General features: G+C 35.7%; 20 protein-coding genes. 15 read left to right on the top strand and 5 right to left on the bottom strand.

Features of this window, described 5'->3' with window-relative positions; genetic code table 11:
• Positions 1-16 precede the first annotated feature (16 nt).
• Complete coding sequence (locus BMW64_RS17930) at positions 17-520, bottom strand: superoxide dismutase family protein (RefSeq protein WP_090001619.1); 504 nt, start codon at positions 518-520, stop codon at positions 17-19.
• Positions 521-668: 148 nt separating this feature from the next.
• Between BMW64_RS17930 and BMW64_RS17925 the strand changes: the two genes are divergently transcribed.
• The 9 genes from BMW64_RS17925 (at position 669) to BMW64_RS17885 (ending at position 8,600) form a co-directional block, all read left to right on the top strand.
• Positions 669-1,571: an AraC family transcriptional regulator gene (locus BMW64_RS17925; RefSeq protein ID WP_090001617.1), complete on the top strand. Its 903-nt coding sequence runs from the start codon at positions 669-671 to the stop codon at positions 1,569-1,571.
• Between the two features lie 140 nt (positions 1,572-1,711).
• Positions 1,712-3,952 (top strand): TonB-dependent receptor, encoded by a 2,241-nt coding sequence (locus BMW64_RS17920; protein ID WP_090001615.1) that lies wholly within the window; start codon positions 1,712-1,714, stop codon positions 3,950-3,952.
• Between the two features lie 68 nt (positions 3,953-4,020).
• Complete coding sequence (locus tag BMW64_RS17915) at positions 4,021-4,671, top strand: hypothetical protein (RefSeq protein WP_090001613.1); 651 nt, start codon at positions 4,021-4,023, stop codon at positions 4,669-4,671.
• A gap of 124 nt (positions 4,672-4,795) precedes the next feature.
• The gene (locus BMW64_RS17910) at positions 4,796-6,112 is read left to right on the top strand and encodes a 2TM domain-containing protein (RefSeq protein WP_090001611.1); all 1,317 of its coding nucleotides are present in this window, start codon (positions 4,796-4,798) and stop codon (positions 6,110-6,112) included.
• Between the two features lie 11 nt (positions 6,113-6,123).
• Positions 6,124-6,432, top strand: a complete 309-nt coding sequence (locus tag BMW64_RS17905; protein ID WP_090001609.1) for a 2TM domain-containing protein — start codon at positions 6,124-6,126, stop codon at positions 6,430-6,432.
• Between the two features lie 10 nt (positions 6,433-6,442).
• Positions 6,443-7,012 (top strand): methyltransferase family protein, encoded by a 570-nt coding sequence (locus BMW64_RS17900; RefSeq protein ID WP_090001607.1) that lies wholly within the window; start codon positions 6,443-6,445, stop codon positions 7,010-7,012.
• Positions 7,013-7,198: 186 nt separating this feature from the next.
• A complete protein-coding gene (locus tag BMW64_RS17895; RefSeq protein WP_090001605.1) occupies positions 7,199-7,492 on the top strand; it encodes a 2TM domain-containing protein in 294 nt (97 codons plus the stop codon).
• A gap of 29 nt (positions 7,493-7,521) precedes the next feature.
• Positions 7,522-7,797, top strand: coding sequence for a 2TM domain-containing protein (locus tag BMW64_RS17890; RefSeq protein WP_090001603.1), 276 nt, complete (start codon positions 7,522-7,524; stop codon positions 7,795-7,797).
• Between the two features lie 59 nt (positions 7,798-7,856).
• Positions 7,857-8,600 carry a LytR/AlgR family response regulator transcription factor gene (locus BMW64_RS17885; protein ID WP_090001601.1) on the top strand — a complete coding sequence of 248 codons (744 nt, stop codon included), beginning with the start codon at positions 7,857-7,859 and terminating at the stop codon, positions 8,598-8,600.
• A 100-nt stretch (positions 8,601-8,700) separates the two neighbouring features.
• Here BMW64_RS17885 and BMW64_RS17880 read toward each other — a convergent pair whose 3' ends face one another.
• The 3 genes from BMW64_RS17880 to mnmA form a co-directional block, all read right to left on the bottom strand.
• On the bottom strand, positions 8,701-8,979 hold the full coding sequence (locus tag BMW64_RS17880; protein ID WP_228400959.1) for a hypothetical protein: 279 nt from the start codon (positions 8,977-8,979) through the stop codon (positions 8,701-8,703).
• Positions 8,980-9,027: 48 nt separating this feature from the next.
• Positions 9,028-9,228 (bottom strand): hypothetical protein, encoded by a 201-nt coding sequence (locus tag BMW64_RS17875; protein ID WP_090001599.1) that lies wholly within the window; start codon positions 9,226-9,228, stop codon positions 9,028-9,030.
• 67 nt (positions 9,229-9,295) lie between these two features.
• Positions 9,296-10,483 (bottom strand): tRNA 2-thiouridine(34) synthase MnmA, encoded by a 1,188-nt coding sequence (mnmA, locus tag BMW64_RS17870; RefSeq protein WP_090001597.1) that lies wholly within the window; start codon positions 10,481-10,483, stop codon positions 9,296-9,298.
• A gap of 116 nt (positions 10,484-10,599) precedes the next feature.
• Between mnmA and BMW64_RS17865 the strand changes: the two genes are divergently transcribed.
• Positions 10,600-11,127 (top strand): hypothetical protein, encoded by a 528-nt coding sequence (locus tag BMW64_RS17865; protein ID WP_090001595.1) that lies wholly within the window; start codon positions 10,600-10,602, stop codon positions 11,125-11,127.
• Between the two features lie 100 nt (positions 11,128-11,227).
• On the opposite strand, the gene BMW64_RS17860 is transcribed toward BMW64_RS17865, so the two are convergent.
• A complete protein-coding gene (locus tag BMW64_RS17860; RefSeq protein ID WP_090001592.1) occupies positions 11,228-13,765 on the bottom strand; it encodes an ATP-dependent Clp protease ATP-binding subunit in 2,538 nt (845 codons plus the stop codon).
• Positions 13,766-13,917: 152 nt separating this feature from the next.
• On the opposite strand from BMW64_RS17860, the gene BMW64_RS17855 reads away from it, so the two are divergent.
• From BMW64_RS17855 to BMW64_RS20780, 5 genes are all read left to right on the top strand, one after another.
• Positions 13,918-14,145 (top strand): uroporphyrinogen decarboxylase, encoded by a 228-nt coding sequence (locus BMW64_RS17855; protein ID WP_090001590.1) that lies wholly within the window; start codon positions 13,918-13,920, stop codon positions 14,143-14,145.
• A complete protein-coding gene (locus BMW64_RS17850) occupies positions 14,142-15,266 on the top strand; it encodes a glycosyltransferase (RefSeq protein ID WP_090001588.1) in 1,125 nt (374 codons plus the stop codon). Before BMW64_RS17855 ends, BMW64_RS17850 begins: the two co-directional genes overlap by 4 nt.
• Before the next feature lie 79 nt (positions 15,267-15,345).
• On the top strand, positions 15,346-15,765 hold the full coding sequence (locus BMW64_RS17845; RefSeq protein ID WP_090001586.1) for a SufE family protein: 420 nt from the start codon (positions 15,346-15,348) through the stop codon (positions 15,763-15,765).
• A 2-nt stretch (positions 15,766-15,767) separates the two neighbouring features.
• Positions 15,768-16,733 carry a glycosyltransferase family 9 protein gene (locus BMW64_RS17840; protein ID WP_228400958.1) on the top strand — a complete coding sequence of 322 codons (966 nt, stop codon included), beginning with the start codon at positions 15,768-15,770 and terminating at the stop codon, positions 16,731-16,733.
• A 79-nt stretch (positions 16,734-16,812) separates the two neighbouring features.
• A complete protein-coding gene (locus tag BMW64_RS20780) occupies positions 16,813-16,977 on the top strand; it encodes a hypothetical protein (RefSeq protein WP_177175320.1) in 165 nt (54 codons plus the stop codon).
• Positions 16,978-17,112: the final 135 nt, after the last annotated feature.

The raw sequence follows: 17,112 nt of genomic DNA, 5'->3' as shown, positions 1-17,112 counted from the left end.
TATGAGATAGTCGGACTTATTTTATTTCAACACATCCTACTCTTCCTCCGGCATTTCCGGTTGGTTGCGTATGGAAATCGTCAGCCGCGGCATGGACGATCATTCCTTTTCCGATAATATTTTTAGATTCGTCGGTACATCCAAGGCACCATTTATTGGTTTTGAAAGTCAACGTGGCATTTCCGCTCTGGTCTGCTACGAGATTGCCGATATCTCCCATGTGGAAATGTTCAGCACCCCATTTTCCATGATCATCTTTTGCAGGATTCCAGTGGCCTCCTGTAGACGTTCCGTCAGCTGCAGAACAATCGCCTTTTTCATGAATATGTACTGCATGAATTCCTGGTGTAAGGTTAGTTACATCAAGTTTCATAATAACTTCGTCACCTTTCTGGGTAAATTTTGCGGTTCCGCCCGTTTGGGTATTGCTTTTAGACATGACCTGATAGGTTTTTGTTGTTCCGCATGATACGACCAACAAAGCACATCCTGCCAGTAATGATAATGTTTTAGCTTTCATTTTTAAATGATTTAAAGTGATTTTATGTTAAATTTAAAAAAGATTTACCGAAAAGAACGTACGATTTCAGGATCTTTTTGAAAATAGCAATAAATGACAAGCTTCTCTCATCCAAACTGAATATATTTGATTCTAAATCCTGCTACATTTGGAAGAGTATAAGAAAAGAATTGTAAAAGCGATTCAATACATTGACGATAATCTTGATACGGAATTTTCTCTGGAAAAAATTTCGCAGATTGCTGCCTATTCACCTTTTCATTTTCATCGGATTTTCAGGCTGGTTACCGGAGAAACCTTACAGAACTATATCATTAGAAAGAGGACTGAAAAAAGTGCCTTTTACCTTGCCTTACGGAAAAATATAAGCCTTAAAGAAATTTATCTTCAATCTGGTTTTTCCAGTCATTCTTCATTCAATAGGACCTTTAAAAAATATTATGGAAAATCGCCTTCGGAATTCAGGAATTCTGTACCGGAAAATTTTCATATTATCCAAACTCAACAAAGCAAGAACGGACAAATAAATTCTGTTTTCAGCCAATACATTTGCAATATTGAAAACCTTTTAAATTGGACGAAAATGAATTTAAAAATTGAAATTAAAGAATTTCCGGTTATGAATCTTGCTGCCGTTATGAGCCTTGGAATTGCCAATGTAGAACCTTCCTACGGCATTTTGATTAATTGGGCAAAAGACAGAAAACTGTTTCCGGCAGAGAATGTGAAGATGATATCCGTATATCATGACAGCTTTAAGGTAACACCTGCAGATAAAGTCAGAATTCATGCCTGTATGCTTCTATCCGAAAAACTAAAACAGAACGAAGGGGAAATTTTTTCTGAAACAATTGAGCCTGGAAGGTTTATTGTAGGACGTGGAGAAGTTACTTTGAACGATTTTGAGCAAAGCTGGGTGTCTCTCTTTTTATGGATGAAAGAAAACAACTGTACGATTCGGAAAGCTTTTCCTTTTGAAATTTACCATACCAATTTTAAAGAACATCCTGAAGGCAAAATGATCGTGGATTTCTGTATTCCGATTGATTAATAGGATATATGGCTTTTGAGAGAAGTTATCATTTAACGTAAAACAAATTTTACAGTTCAGAATTCAAATTCTACGGTTCAGCAACAAAAATTTATTTCGGGTAAAAATTCGAGATACTTTTGAATCGAAATTAATCAGCTATGAAAACAAGATTATCATTTTTCATCTTCCTTTTACTTTGCTCACTGAGTTTTGCCCAGGTAAAAATTTCCGGAAAAGTAACTTATAAAAGCAAAGGTGTACGAGATGTAAACGTCACTTTAAAAGATACTTATGACGGAGCGACTACAGATGGCGACGGAAATTTTTCTTTTGAAACTTCAGAAAAGGGAAATAAAATTTTACTGTTCACTCATCCCAAATATATTGATGTAGAAAAAGCGATTTCCATTGAAAACCAGGAGATTTCGGTAAATGTAGAACTGAAAGAGCAGATTAATGAAATTGATGCTGTTGTTGTTTCCGCAGGTTCTATTGAAGCCAGCGACAAAAAGAGAGCAACAGCGCTTTTAACGCCGATTGATATTTATACGACTGCCGGAGCAAACGGACAGATTTCCTCAGCATTAACTTATCTTCCGGGGGTTCAGAAAGTAGGGGAAACAGAAGGACTTTTTATTCGTGGAGGAACCGGAACAGAGTCAAAGATCTTTATGGACGGAAGTTTAATTAATAATTATTTCTCTAATTCGGTGCCGGGAATTGCGGGAAGAGACCGTTTTAATACTTCGCTCTTCAAAGGAAATGTTTTCTCAAGCGGCGGGTATTCGGCCCTGTACGGGCAGGCTCTTTCCGGAGCGCTGATGCTGGAAAGTATTGATCTGCCGGATCAAAGCTCTTATGATATTGGATTTTCCCCTATATTTTTAAATGCAGGATTTCAGAAACTGAACGATAACAAAAATTCTTCGTTTGGAGCAACTTTAGGATACTCGAACCTGAAATTAATGCAGGAAGTTTTTAATTTTAATACGAATTTCGAAGAAGCGCCTCAAAACATTAACGGCGATTTTAATTTCGGAATTAAAACAAAATCAGGAGGTTTCATTAAATATTACGGAATGTTTGATTCCAACAGGATGGGAGTTCAGACACAAAGCCTGGAACCGGAAAAATATGATGAATCGTCCGTTAATCTTAAGGGGAAAAGTACGTATCACAATCTGTCTTTTAAGCAAAAATTTGGTAAATATTTATTGAATGCCGGTACTTCTTATTCTTTTAACCGGTCCGACCTTGATTTTTCAACATTAAAAAGTGATGTTTCGACAGGAAATACAAGACTTTTGAATAATGGGAATTATATCAATTTCAAGACTGTTTTAGAAAGAAAGATAAACAGAATAAGCGCATTAAGAGGCGGAGTTGAATTAAACAGTACTAATGAAAAACTGAATTTTAATGATTTTGTGGAAAAGAACTATAAAGACTTGATCTCTTCTGCTTTTCTGGAAACGGATCTTGGATTCAGCAATCAGCTTTCGGCTAAAATAGGAATGCGGACAGAATATTCTTCATATCTCGAAAAAGCCAATATCGCTCCGCGTATTGCATTGGCGTATCGTTTTGCAAAAGACTGGACGACCTCTTTCGCTTACGGAATCTTCTACCAAAATCCTGAAAGTAAATATATTAATGCGCCGGCCAACTTAGATTTTCAGAAATCACAACATTATATTTTCCAAATCCAGAGAACGACGGAAGGAAGAAGTCTGCGATTTGAAGCTTTTTATAAAAAATATGATGACCTGGTTAAAGTAAGAAATCTTGAATATATCGACGGACAGAATCAATATGTGCAGACTGCAAACAACAATAATGGCTATGGCTATGCAAAAGGACTCGAGCTGTTCTGGAGAGATAAAAAAACATTTGAAAATATAGATTACTGGATCAGTTATTCTTATCTGGATTCCAAAAGGGACTTTATGAATTATCCTTTGAGTTTAAAACCTAATTTTGCCTCCGAACATACGCTTTCAGCTGTGGCTAAACGATTTGTACCAAAATGGAAAACAGGGTTTAACCTCTCCTACACCTATGCAAAAGGACGTCCTTATTACGATATTGCCACCGAGATCATCGACGGAAAAGAGAATTATTATATACGAAATAGTGGAAGACTAAAAGATTACAGTGCCCTGAACTTCAGTCTGAATTATCTCCCGAATCTCGGTAAAAAAGACACAAAAGCATTTACCGTTCTCGTGTTGAGTGTAACCAATATTTTAGGTTCAAAAAATATTTACGGATACAATTTCTCGATGGACGGAAACAGAAGTGCGGCCGTAGTACCACCAGTAAATATCTTCGTTTTTGTAGGTGCTTTCATCAGCTTCGGAGTTGATAAGACACAGGATGCCATCAACAATAATTTATAATATCATTTTAGAAACAATTAAAAAATTATATTTAACATATTAAAATTTAACCTTTAAAAATTAGAAAAATGAAAAAATACCTCTTAACTTTTGCTTTAAGTGTAATGAGTTTAAATGCTTTTGCTCAGGCTGATTATGAAAAAATAATGTCTGACAAGATTGCTAAACTGGAAAATACAAGATCAGCAGATGAATTACAGGCGCTTGCCAATGATTTCGACAGAATCGGCAAGAAAGAAACGAAACAATGGCTGCCTTCTTATTATGCAGCGCTTGCCTATCTTCAGAAAGGGAGAACGCAGATGCAGGAAGGAAAAATGTCTGAACTTTCCATAAATGCAAATGCTGCTGAAAAATATCTGGATCAGGCAGAAGCTATTGCAGGAAAAGATAATTCCGAACTTCACCTTCTCAGAAAAATGGCTTTTTCTCTTAAAATGATGGAAAATCCGGCCGAAAGATACATGACTGACGGGATGAAAGCAATGGAAGAGCTTAAGAAAGCAGAAACGCTTGATCCTACCAATCCACGGGTTGCCCTGATCAAAGCAGAAGACACCTATTATACTCCCGAACAATACGGAGGAAGCAAAACAAAGGGCATTGAACAGTTTAAGGCAGCTTTGGAAAAATTCAATACTTTTAAACCTAAAACTTCTTTGGATCCGAATTGGGGAAAATCTGAAGCTGAGTATTTTCTTAGTGGGGCCGCAAAATAATGACCTTACTCTGAAACCTTCTCAGAGCAGAAGGTTTTAGAGCCGTTCAGGTTTATAATTACAGTTCGGTAAAGAATAATTTAATACTTTTATCATAACCTAATTTTAGGCAAGAAAATCAATAATGAAACGCAGGGACTTTATTACTTTATGCTGGATATCGCTGGCAACATCTATGTTTTTCTTTTTTGTTTTTACAGATGAGAAAACGGTACAGAATTTTATGCTTACGATTGTCATTTCTTTTATGTATTCTTTTATTTTATGGACAGGAAATGCTTTGATTAATGATTTTCTCAATAAAAAATTTCCGTGGTCTGAAGCAACGACTAAAAGAGCAATTCTAAGTATCATTTCAATTCTGATTGCCAATGTTATCATGGTTTATTTCTGCAATTATATGAACTTTGTTGTCTTCCAAAAATCGGCTACTACAGAAGAATATTTCTCAGGGAAGTACAATTTTACAAATTGGTTCACGATCAATATTGCACTTCTCATTTCGGCTTTTCTCCATGCAAAAGGTTTTATGGAGGAACTGAAAAAGACATCCAAAAAGGAAGTTGTTGAACAGAAGTTAATTGCGAAATCTGCCAATGCCCAATTTGAAAGTCTTAAAAATCAGCTGGATCCGCATTTTTTATTTAATTCTTTAAACGTTCTGAGCTCTTTAATCGACGAAAATCCCAAACAGGCGCAGAAGTTTACGGCCTCAATGTCAAAGATTTACAGATACGTTCTGGAACAAAAGGATAAAGAACTTGTAACAGTGGAAGATGAGCTGGAATTTGCAAAAACCTATTGTGAACTGCTGAAAACCAGATTTGAAGACAGCGTAGATTTTGTTTTTGATGTTAAAGCAGAAAATTACAGAAAATTAGTAGTTCCTCTGTCACTGCAGCTGCTGCTGGAAAACTGTATCAAACATAATTTTGCCACATCATCAAAACCTCTTGTTATAAAGATATTTTCCGAAAATGACACATTATGCATCGAAAACAATTTGCAGGTGAGAGAGCAGATTAAAGAGAGTTCAGGGATCGGGCTTTCCAATATTGTTCAAAGATACGCCCTGCTAACCAAGCGGAATGTTTTTATCGAAAAATCTGAAGATTATTTTAAAGTAAAACTTCCGATTTTGTCCGCCAAGCCGCAAGAAATCAATATTAAAATAGATGATGAAAATAAGGCGTACGAAAGGGCTCAGAAAAGGGTAAAGGAACTTAAAAGCTTCTACGGAAATCTTATTTCATACTGTATTGTCATTCCGGCTCTGATAATCATTAACCTCATTACTTCTCCGGATGATATCTGGTTTTATTGGCCGATGTTGGGCTGGGGAATAGGTATCGCAGCACATGGGATGAATGTTTTTGCCATCGGTAAAAGCTGGGAAGAAAAAAAGATCAGGGAAATTCTGGAAAAACATCATAAATTTTAAATTAAATTATCATGAAACAGCAGATCAGCGAAGATGACATCAGATATAAAGAAGCAGAAAAGCGTGTAAAAAGAATAAAAAATTTTTACATTTTTACCTTTGTGTATGTCGTCGTTAATATCTTTATTTTTATAACTAATTACAGAGAACTAAAACACGGAGAAACAATCTGGCAGCTTAAATATTTTACCCTCGCGATATTCTGGGGAATAGGAATCGCCGGATATGCAATAAGTATTTTCCTTCCGGGCGTATTTCTCGGAAGCAATTGGGAAGAGAAAAAAATCAAACAGCTGATGGATAAAGAAAAAGAACTTTAAATTGTTAAAAATGAAAACTTTACAGGTCCTGTTCGCTCTTTCGATGGTTGCGTGGTTTTTAAGTGAATTTCTGTACAAGAATATTTTAAAATCCAACGAAAAAGATAAAAAAGATAAAGACAAATCTACACTTAATATCCTTTGGATTGCCATTCCGTTATCAATTGCAGTATCTGTCACGATATCCTATATCACGGAATTTCCGATTTCTGATGAGGTCTGGATCTATTATGCCGGTGTCATTGCTATCTGGTTAGGAATTGTTCTTAGATTTATTATTATCAGATCTTTAGGTAAATACTTTACCGTTGATGTCACCATCCGGCAGGATCATAAAATTAAAAAAGAAGGTTTTTATAAATATATCAGACATCCTTCTTATGCATTTTCTCTAGTGACTTCACTTGGCCTCGGATTGTACCTTAATAACTGGCTTTCGTTGTTGCTGGCTTTTATTATCCCCTTTATCGCTTTCAGTTACCGTATTACCATTGAGGAAAGAACCCTGATTGAGCAGTTCGGCGATGAATATCTGGAATACAGAAAGAAAACCAAAAAGCTCATTCCATTTGTTTATTAAGGTTTTATTCATGATATTTTTGTAAAATTTAAATCTAGATAAGGTCCCGATTCGCTGTAGAGTCGGGATTTTTACAATTCAGGTTGCATATTCTACGGTTCGGTCATATAAAATTGATTTGAGATCATTTCCTGACTTACATTTGTCTCAACAAAAACAAACAATTAATCTTTAAAAATAAAAAATATGGAAACTTACATTACCAAAGAAAATCAGGCTTACGAAAAAGCAACCAGAAGAGTAAAAGAACTGAAAGGATTTTATGGAAACCTTACTTCTTACATATTGGTCATATCGTTTCTTATAGTACTAAACATTTTAACATCACCTGGATATCTGTGGTTCTTTTGGCCAATGATAGGATGGGGACTTGGGGTTGCGGCTCATGCAGTGACTACTTTCGGAATCGGAAAAGATTGGGAAGAGAAAAAAATCAAAGAATTGATGGAGGAGGAAAGAAAGAATGTAAAAACACTTTAAAATAATAATAACCTTTAAAAATTAATACAATGGACTACAATCAGGCACAACAAAGAGTACACGATTTAAAAAAATTCTACAAAAGCGTTTTATGGTTCGGAATTATCGCTTTCATCTTTTTCTTTGATGATATTTTTGAAAAAGGAGTTTTTAATTTTTCACTTTGGGACGGATCAATCATTCTGACGATTTGGGGAATAATTCTGACGGTTAAAGCCGTAAAACTATTCATTTTTGATGCAGAATGGGAGAGAAGCATCATCGAAAAAGAAATGAAAAATACGAAAAAGCCGATTCAATTTTAAAAACCGGTAAGTTTTGATTATTTTTATTCAAAATTAAAAAACTAAATCAGAAGCTCAGAATGATAAAAACAGTCATTATCGAAGACGAAAAACCGGCTTCAAGGAAATTGGAAAGAATGCTTAATGAGTTTCCTGAAATTGAAGTGGTAGCTAAAATAGAATCCGTAGAAGAAGGAGTTGCCTGGTTTTCTGAAAATGAGCATCCTCAACTTATTTTTTCGGATATAGTTCTTGGAGACGGTTTGTCATTCGATATTTTTGAGAAAATTCCGACGAAAGGATTTATCATTTACACCACCGCTTTTGATCAGTACACACTGAAAGCATTCAAACTAAACAGCATTGATTATCTTTTAAAACCAATTTTAGACGAGGATTTGGCTGTAGCCATTGAAAAATTTAAATCTTTCATCCCTTCGGATAGCGCTGTTAATTCACAGGAAATTAAGCAATTAATTAAAAAAGATAAAACTACGCTTTCGAGAATTCTGGTCAAAATCGGTTATAATCTTAAAATTGTGCAGACGCATGAAATAAGCTGTTTTTTCAGTGAAAATAAAATTGTCTATCTGCAGACTCAGGAACGTGCATTTCCTTCAGATTTTACGTTGGATGAATTGGAAGATATTCTGGATGAACGTAAATTTTTCAGGGTAAACCGGCAGTTTATCATCAATTCAGATTACATCAAAAATATCCACACCTCACCGAATTATAAAGTAGAACTTGAATTTCAACCGAAAGAGGAAATTACGGTGAGCCGTGAAAGAGTTAAAGACTTTAAAGACTGGCTGGTAAGTTAAATAAGACAAAATAGATAATAGAGAAAAGGCAGAAGACTTTTCAATATCTTAAAAATTTAAGCATAATTATTACCTGTCAAAAGTCAACCAAAGATATCAACTATTTATAATCTATACGATTAGCTTCTGTATCTTCAAGCTGTTTTACGATCGATGACGGGATCTCTTCACTGTCTATAGGAAAACTCACAGAATCAGTGATGAATGTTTTTCTGTCGGCTTTCTGAAAGATTTCGAAGAGGGCAATTGGCTCCTGATTAAAACTAATACACGTACTTATAAAATGCAATTCATGGAGCTTGTATTCTGGATTTTTAAGCTTTTCCTTACTATCTTTTATCCTTGAGATAAAATGACGCTGACGAATGAATTTCTTCATTATTCAAATTAAAAACCCGAAACAAAAGCTCCGGGTTCTATAGATAAATTAGATTTTTCCTTTTTCTGATTGAGTTCCAAATTTATTGATAAGGAAATAGGTAAGAGCAACCAGCATAATACTTAAAGTAAGCTGTGATTTTTCTGGATTTACAATCTCCTGATAAAGATGATATCCGAAAAAAGTTGATACAAGAGCAATAATTAATTGTTGTGTGTAGGAATAATTGTTTTCTAAGATCGTTTTCATAATGATATTTTTTATTGTTATTTATAGAGTAAGTATAACAACTCCAAATATGTTACAAAAATTTCTTTTATGAAATAACACCGCTTCCCAACAGTTCTTCTCCGTTATACCATGCTACAAACTGTCCTTCTGCAATGGCAGACTGTAGTTCTTCAAATTCAATATAAAAAGCATCCTCAAACTGATATAAGGTTGCTTTCTGTAAAGGCTGTCTATATCTGAATCTTGCCATAGCCTCCATCGATTCACCGTTTTTCAGCTGTAGATCTTTACGCACCCAATGCAATTCAGAATTGTCGATTTTTAAAGCTTTTTTCAGCAATCCCGGGAACTGATGACCTTCGCCGACGAAAAGGATGTTGTTTTCCATATCCCTGGAGATGATAAAACAGCTTTCTTTATGTCCGCCTATACCTAATCCTTTACTTTGTCCGATCGTAAAAAACTGAGCACCCTGATGCTTTCCGATAACTTTTCCGTCGGATTTTTTATAATTAATTTTCTGACTCAAAAACTCAAGTTCTTCCTGTTTTGAAGAAAATTGTGGTTTTTCTTGTGTAAAAAGTGGAGAATCTTTAAAAATTTCTACAATTTCACCTTCTTTGGCAACCAATTGCTGCTGAAGAAATTGAGGAAGGCTTACTTTACCGATGAAACATAATCCTTGGGAATCTTTTTTGTCAGCGGTTACCAATCCGATTTCCTTAGCGATTTCCCTTACCTGAGGTTTCGTCAATTCACCAATAGGAAATAATGCTTTAGAGAGTTGCTCCTGACTCAACTGACATAAAAAGTACGACTGGTCTTTATTATTATCTTTTCCTGCTAATAAATGGAAAACTTCTTTACCGTTTTCATCAAATGTAGAATCTACTCTGGCATAATGTCCTGTGGCTACTTTATCTGCTCCCAGTGACAGTGCCGTTTTCAGGAAAACATCGAATTTTACTTCCCGGTTGCATAGAACATCAGGATTGGGTGTTCTTCCTTTCTGATATTCATCGAACATGTAATCTACAATTCTTTCTTTGTAAAGATCACTCATATCGATTACCTGAAAAGGAATTCCAAGCTTTTGAGCGACCATTAAGGCATCATTACTGTCCTCAATCCACGGGCATTCGTCCTCTAACGTTACTGAAGCATCATTCCAGTTTCTCATAAACAAGGCTACTACTTCATGGCCCTGCTGTTGCAGCAAATAAGCCGCCACACTTGAATCTACACCTCCGGAGAGGCCTACTACTATTTTCATTATATTCAATTTTACGAAACTCTTAACGGGAGTTCTTAGTTTGATGCGGCAAAAATACGATTAAAAAGATTCGCAAAAAAGTTATAATTTTAAACATCGACAAAAACAATAGTAATATGAAAAAGTTTATTATTCCTTTATATCTGTCCGCTTCCGGCTTGCTATATTCGCAGGTTGCTGTGGGAGCTTCACCGGAAAACAACAACCGCTGGACTTTCGGTGGCGGAATTGGTGTTGGTTTTGGAAGCAACAGTGCGTTTTATTTTCAGGCATCTCCAAGGGTGGGATACAGGCTTACCAATGATCTGGAAGGTGGAGCTGTAGGAAGTGTCTCATGGCAGACTTCCGATTTTTATCGATCTACAATGTTTGGGGTAGGACCTTTTGTTAATTATTATTTTGCAAGATCATTTTATTTAAGTGCTAATTATCAGCATTATTTTATCAATTATAAAGATAAATATTACGATTTTAAAATGAATACAGATGAAGATGCTTTATATCTCGGTGGAGGATACATGCAGAGAATCGGGAATAATTCTTTCATGCAGATCGGCTTGATGTATAATGTCTTATGGAAAGAAAATTCAAGTATTTTCTCAACAGGGCTGGTTCCAAATATTGGTTTTGTGGTTGGACTCTAAGTTATCTTTCTACTCTATTTATAGATTCCAATATAAATTAAAAAAACAAAAAGCACCGAGAAAATTCCCGGTGCTTTTTATAAAAATTAAATCAATTTATTTATGATTGAGAAGATTTTTCAGCGGCTGACTTCTTTGGTTTAGAAGTTTTTCCTGCCAATCCGTCTTTCGCTTCATTAAGATCAAGAACTACGGTTTCTCCCTCATTCAATTGTTTGTTTACCAGCATTTCAGCCAATAAGTCTTCAATGTATTTCTGGATCGCACGTTTTAATGGTCTTGCTCCGAAATCTTTGTCCCAACCTTTTTCAGAAATAAAGTCTTTTGCTGCTTCAGTTAATTCAACTTTATATCCTAATTTTTCAAGTCGGCTATACAATTTACCAAGTTCAAGATCAATGATTTTCTTGATATCAGTCTGTTCAAGAGAGTTGAAGATAATGATGTCATCAATTCTGTTCAGGAACTCTGGAGCAAATGCTTTTTTAAGTGCATTTTCGATCGTACTTCTGGCTCTTGTATCTGAACTTGATTTTTTAGCAGAAGTTCCGAATCCTACACCATCACCGAAGTCTTTAAGATCTCTTGTTCCAATATTGGAAGTAAGGATGATAATGGTATTTCTGAAATCTATTTTTCTACCTAAACTATCGGTAACGTGACCTTCATCTAAAATCTGAAGCAAGATGTTGAATACGTCAGGGTGAGCTTTTTCAATCTCATCCAGAAGAACCACAGCATAAGGTTTTCTTCTTACGGCCTCTGTTAATTGCCCGCCTTCTTCATAACCAACGTATCCCGGAGGCGCACCCACTAATCTTGACACCGCAAATTTTTCCATGTATTCACTCATATCAATTCTGATCAGTGCTTCGTCAGAATCAAAGAGTTCTCTTGCCATTACTTTAGCCAGCTCTGTTTTACCAACACCGGTTGTTCCTAAGAAAATGAAGGTACCAATAGGTCGGTTCGGATCTTTAAGACCGGCTCTGTTTCTTTGAATTGCCTTAACAACTTTTTTCACGGCATCTTCCTGTCCGATAACTTTTCCGTTCAGATTTCCGTCCATTCCGGCCAGTTTGTCAAGTTCGTTTTTACCTACTTTCGTTACCGGAACACCACTCATCATAGAAACCACTTCAGCCACATTTTCTTCCGTTACGGTTTCTTTTTTCTCTTTAACATCTTTATCCCATTTATCCTGAGCCGAATTTAATTCCATCTGAAGTCTTTCTTCTTCATCTTTCAACTTTCTGGCTTCCAGATAATCCTGTGCTTTTACCGCTTTTTGCTTTAATTCCTTAATCTCTTCGATTTTCTTTTCAAAATCAATGATTTCGGTAGGCACTTTCATGTTTTTGATATAAACACGGGATCCTGCTTCGTCCATCGCATCAATTGCTTTGTCCGGTAAGAAACGGTCAGTAATATATCTTGATGTTAAATTAACACATGCAGCAATTGCTTCTGGAGTATAAATTACGTTGTGATGCTCTTCGTATTTATCTTTAATCTGATTTAAAATTTGAATGGTTTCTTCAATAGAAGTAGGCTCTACCATTACTTTCTGGAACCTTCTTTCCAAAGCGCCGTCTTTTTCAATATATTGACGGTATTCATCCAAAGTAGTCGCTCCGATGCACTGAATCTCACCTCTTGCCAAGGCTGGCTTAAACATATTAGAAGCATCTAAACTTCCGGTAGAACTTCCTGCGCCAACAATCGTGTGAAGCTCATCAATAAACAGAATTACATCTCTGTTTTTTTCAAGCTCAGTCATGATCGCTTTCATTCTTTCCTCAAACTGTCCGCGGTATTTTGTTCCGGCAACCAGGCTTGCAAGATCTAGCGTAATAACACGTTTTCCGTAAAGAACTCTGGATACTTTTTTCTGCTGGATTCTTAGCGCTAGACCTTCCGCAATCGCAGATTTACCAACTCCCGGTTCTCCGATAAGAAGCGGGTTATTTTTCTTTCTACGGGATAAAATTTGAGAAACTCTTTCAATTTCTTTTTCACGGCCGATAACAGGGTCTAATTTTCCGTCTCTTGCCAAAGAAGTAAGGTCTCTACCGAAGTTATCCAGTGTAGGGGTTTTACTTTTTGCAGATCCCAGATTACCTGTAGGCTTTCTCATCTGTTCAAATTCCTCTCTTTCATCATCATCGTCATAGGCACTCATCTGTGGTGATTGACCGGAATTTTTCAGCATCGTCTGATATTCTCTTGAAACTCCTTCATAGTCGATGTCGTACGCTCCTAAAATATTGGCGGTAGGATCCTCATATTTATAAAGAATGCCCAAAAGCAAATGAACGGTATTAATCTCATTGCTTTTATATTGTCTGCATTCCAGTTCTGCACGCTTCACGGCATAATCTGCCATCTTCGTGAAAGAAATATTGGTAACCTCCTCAGATATAGGATTAAGACTTGCTGTATTTAAAGTTTCAATTTTTCTTCTGATCTGTGTTAAATCCGCATTAAGGTTTTGAAGGATTTCTTTTGCAGAGTTTTCCGTTTTTATAATACCTAAAAGTAGATGTTCTGTATTAAGAAATTCACTTTTCAGCCTTTTCGCTTCGCTTTTGCTTTGTTTGAACACTTGGCTCAAACCTTGTGAAAACTTATAATCCATAATATATCTCATTAGAATAAAGGCAGCATTGCCATTTATCCATTATCTAAATTACAAATATTTTACCAAAAACCAATAAATGACTTTATGGCAGAAAAAATTTTATTATCTTACTGAAAATGATTAAGTTTGTGATCCTCTAAATTTCGCTAATGAACCCTGAAATTGCCACTTATATCGGATATTCCGCATCGCTTTTTATCGTGCTGAGTTTTATTCTTAAAGACATAAGAAAGATCAGGATTGTCAATATGATAGGATGCATCTGTTTTGTCATTTATGGCATTTTCAGCGGAATGTTGTGGCCCGTAATTATTCCAAACGGACTGATCTGCTTTATACAAATCTATCATCTTCTGGCGGACAAAAGCAAAAAATGAGCAGAAAGAGAATTATTGTTTCCGCATTTAGCAATCTTTACACAGATCAGCGTATTGAAAAGATTTGCAGCACCCTTCACAATAACGGCTATATCATTGAATTGATAGGAAATAATTGGGGTGGGGAAGAAGAATTATCTAGACCCTATTTGGTTTCAAGAATAAAGCTGATTTCGAAAAGTTTAAAAACTGCCTATTTTGAGTTCAACTGGAAATTGTACAGGGAATTGAAAAAAAAAGCTGATAAAAATACGATTCTCTATGCCAATGATCTTGATGCGCTGCTCCCGAATTATTTAATTGCTAAAAAATTGAATATTCCACTGGTTTTTGACAGTCATGAAATTTTTTCCGAAATGCCGGCAATTCAGGGCAAAATGTCACAAAAAATCTGGCGTTATCTCGAAAAAGCAGTTATTCCGAATATTAAATTTATGATTACGGCAAGCGCAGGTTATGCAATATGGTTTAGCAATCGTTATGGTGTGCAGGCAACCGTTATTCAGAATGCACCAAGAAAACTGGATTTTAATGTCAATATTCCTGAAAATAATCCTAAAATAATTTTATATCAGGGTGTTATAAATCCTTTCCGCGGCATAGATAAGGCAATCCTGGCTATGCATCATCTTGATCATGTGATCTTTAAAATTGCAGGAGACGGACCGAAGAAAAAAGAATACGAAGAGTTGGTTTTTAAAGAAAAGCTTCAGGATAAAGTGTTATTCTTGGGAAAACTTTTACCAGAGGATCTCCGGAAGATTACCCTTACCGCTGATTGCGGGATGAGCATCGAGGAAAACGGAGGAGAAAGTTATTATTATTCACTTCCTAATAAGGTTTTAGATTGCATTCAGGCTCGTGTTCCATTAATTCTTTCTGATCTTCCTGAAATGCAGAATATTAAACGGCAATTTGATGTCGGGGAAATTATTGAAAATCATCATCCTGAAAATATTGCAGAGGCGGTCCGTTCAGTTTTAAGAAAAGGAAGAAAAAATTACCAAGTTGAGCTGGAAAAGGCAGCTGATTTACTGTGCTGGGAAAATGAAGAGGTGAAACTGCTGAAGCTTTTTGAAAAGGTTTTATACTCTCAGCAGGCTATGGACAATAAGCAGTAAGTCAATTGTTTTTATTATGATTTTAACCACCTTAGGCCTAAACATAATTTAGTATCTTTGCAGAAAGAAATTATTTACAATGACCATTAAAGAAAAACAGCAGGAAATAATCGATGAATTTGCTTTTCTTGACGATTGGGAACAGAAATATGAATACATAATAGATCTGGGAAAAGAGCTTAAAGGACTTTCTGAAGACAAGAAAACGGATGAAAATCTTATTAAAGGCTGCCAAAGTAAAGTCTGGATCGATGCTGAATTTAAAGACGGTAAGTTATTCTTCAATGCTGATTCTGATGGGATTTTGCCAAAAGGAATTGTTTCTCTTCTGGTAAGTATTTACAGCGGCCATTCTACAAAGGAGATTTTGGATTCTGATTTTGATTTTATTTCAGAAATCGGCTTGCAGGAGTTTCTTTCTCCTTCCAGAGCGAATGGATTAATGGCCATGACGAAACAAATTAAATTTTACGCAGTTGCCTACCAACTAAAGTCGTAATTGTGACAAGAATTTTAGCATATCGTTTTTCTGCTTTTGGTGATGTTGCAATGACTGCACCCGTATTCCGGGAATTTCTTGAGCAAAATCCTGATGTGGAAATCATTATGGTTTCCAGAAGTAATTTTGAAGCTTTATTTGCTGATATTCCGAATGTTATATTTAAAGGAGTTAACCTTGATGATTATAAAGGCTTCTTTGGCTTAACAAGACTTGCCAATGAATTGATCAGCGAGTTTCATCCAGACTTAATTGCTAATCTTCATGATGTAATCAGAACAAAAATTCTTGATAAAATCTACCGGAGAAAAGGATTGAAGGTTTTCAAGATTAATAAAGAAAAGGAAGAAAAAGAACATTTAACAGACATTTGGAATCTTAATAAAACCCAGTTAAAAAAAACAGTAGAACGTTATGCCGATGTTTTCCGCGAAATGGGTTTTAAGGTTGAATTATCTCATCAATTAAGACCTAAAGCTATCGCTAAATCAGGTATTGGTTTCGCGCCATTTGCCCAGCATAAAGGAAAAATGTTACCTTTAGAAAAGTCTTATGAGTTGACAAGGATTTTAGCTCAAAATCGTACGGTATATTTTTTTGGTGGCGGAAAAACAGAAACCGAAATACTGGAAAAATGGGAAAAGGAAATTCCTAATACGAAAAGCCTTGCGGGCAGATTAAGCCTTACCGAAGAGCTGGATCAGATTTCAAAATTAGAACTTATGATTTCTATGGATTCGGCGAATATGCATTTGGCGAGCCTGGTAGGAACAAGATGTGTTTCCGTTTGGGGGCAAACCCATCCTTATGCCGGATTTTTAGGTTTTGGACAAAGCGAGAGCGATGTGGTTCAGGTGAAAGATCTTACGTGCAGGCCATGTTCGGTTTTTGGGGATAAAGAATGCTTTCGTGGAGACTGGGCCTGCCTGGAAGAACTTAATATCCAGAAGATTATTGAAAAAATATAATTCTTATTCTCATAATATTAATTCCTTAATAACTTTCATTGGCATACTATTTTAATATCTATTTTAAATTTGTGAGATTATGAAAGTATATAAGAAAATCGGAATTGCTATAATAATAGGACTGCTTTTCAGTTCATGTGTTGCCGTAAAATCCAATGGAAATAAAGGATTGCCTCCAGGGCAGGTTAAAAAAGCAACAGGAAACAAATCTGCCAGAAATTATGCGCCCGGACATAATAAATAAGTCTATTTAAAGTATAAAAACACTCAGTTTTTCTGGACGTTTTATTTATTATGATTATTTATTAGCATTAAAACTATCCATTTATAAAACAAAAAAATCTCCCTTAAAAAAGAGAGATTTCTGTGGGTCCTGAGG

The organism is Chryseobacterium taichungense, assembly GCF_900109935.1.
Classification (GTDB): Bacteria; Bacteroidota; Bacteroidia; order Flavobacteriales; family Weeksellaceae; genus Chryseobacterium; species Chryseobacterium taichungense.
The sequence above is the reverse complement of the archived record's forward strand: the minus strand, read 5'-3'. Positions and strand labels throughout refer to the sequence as shown.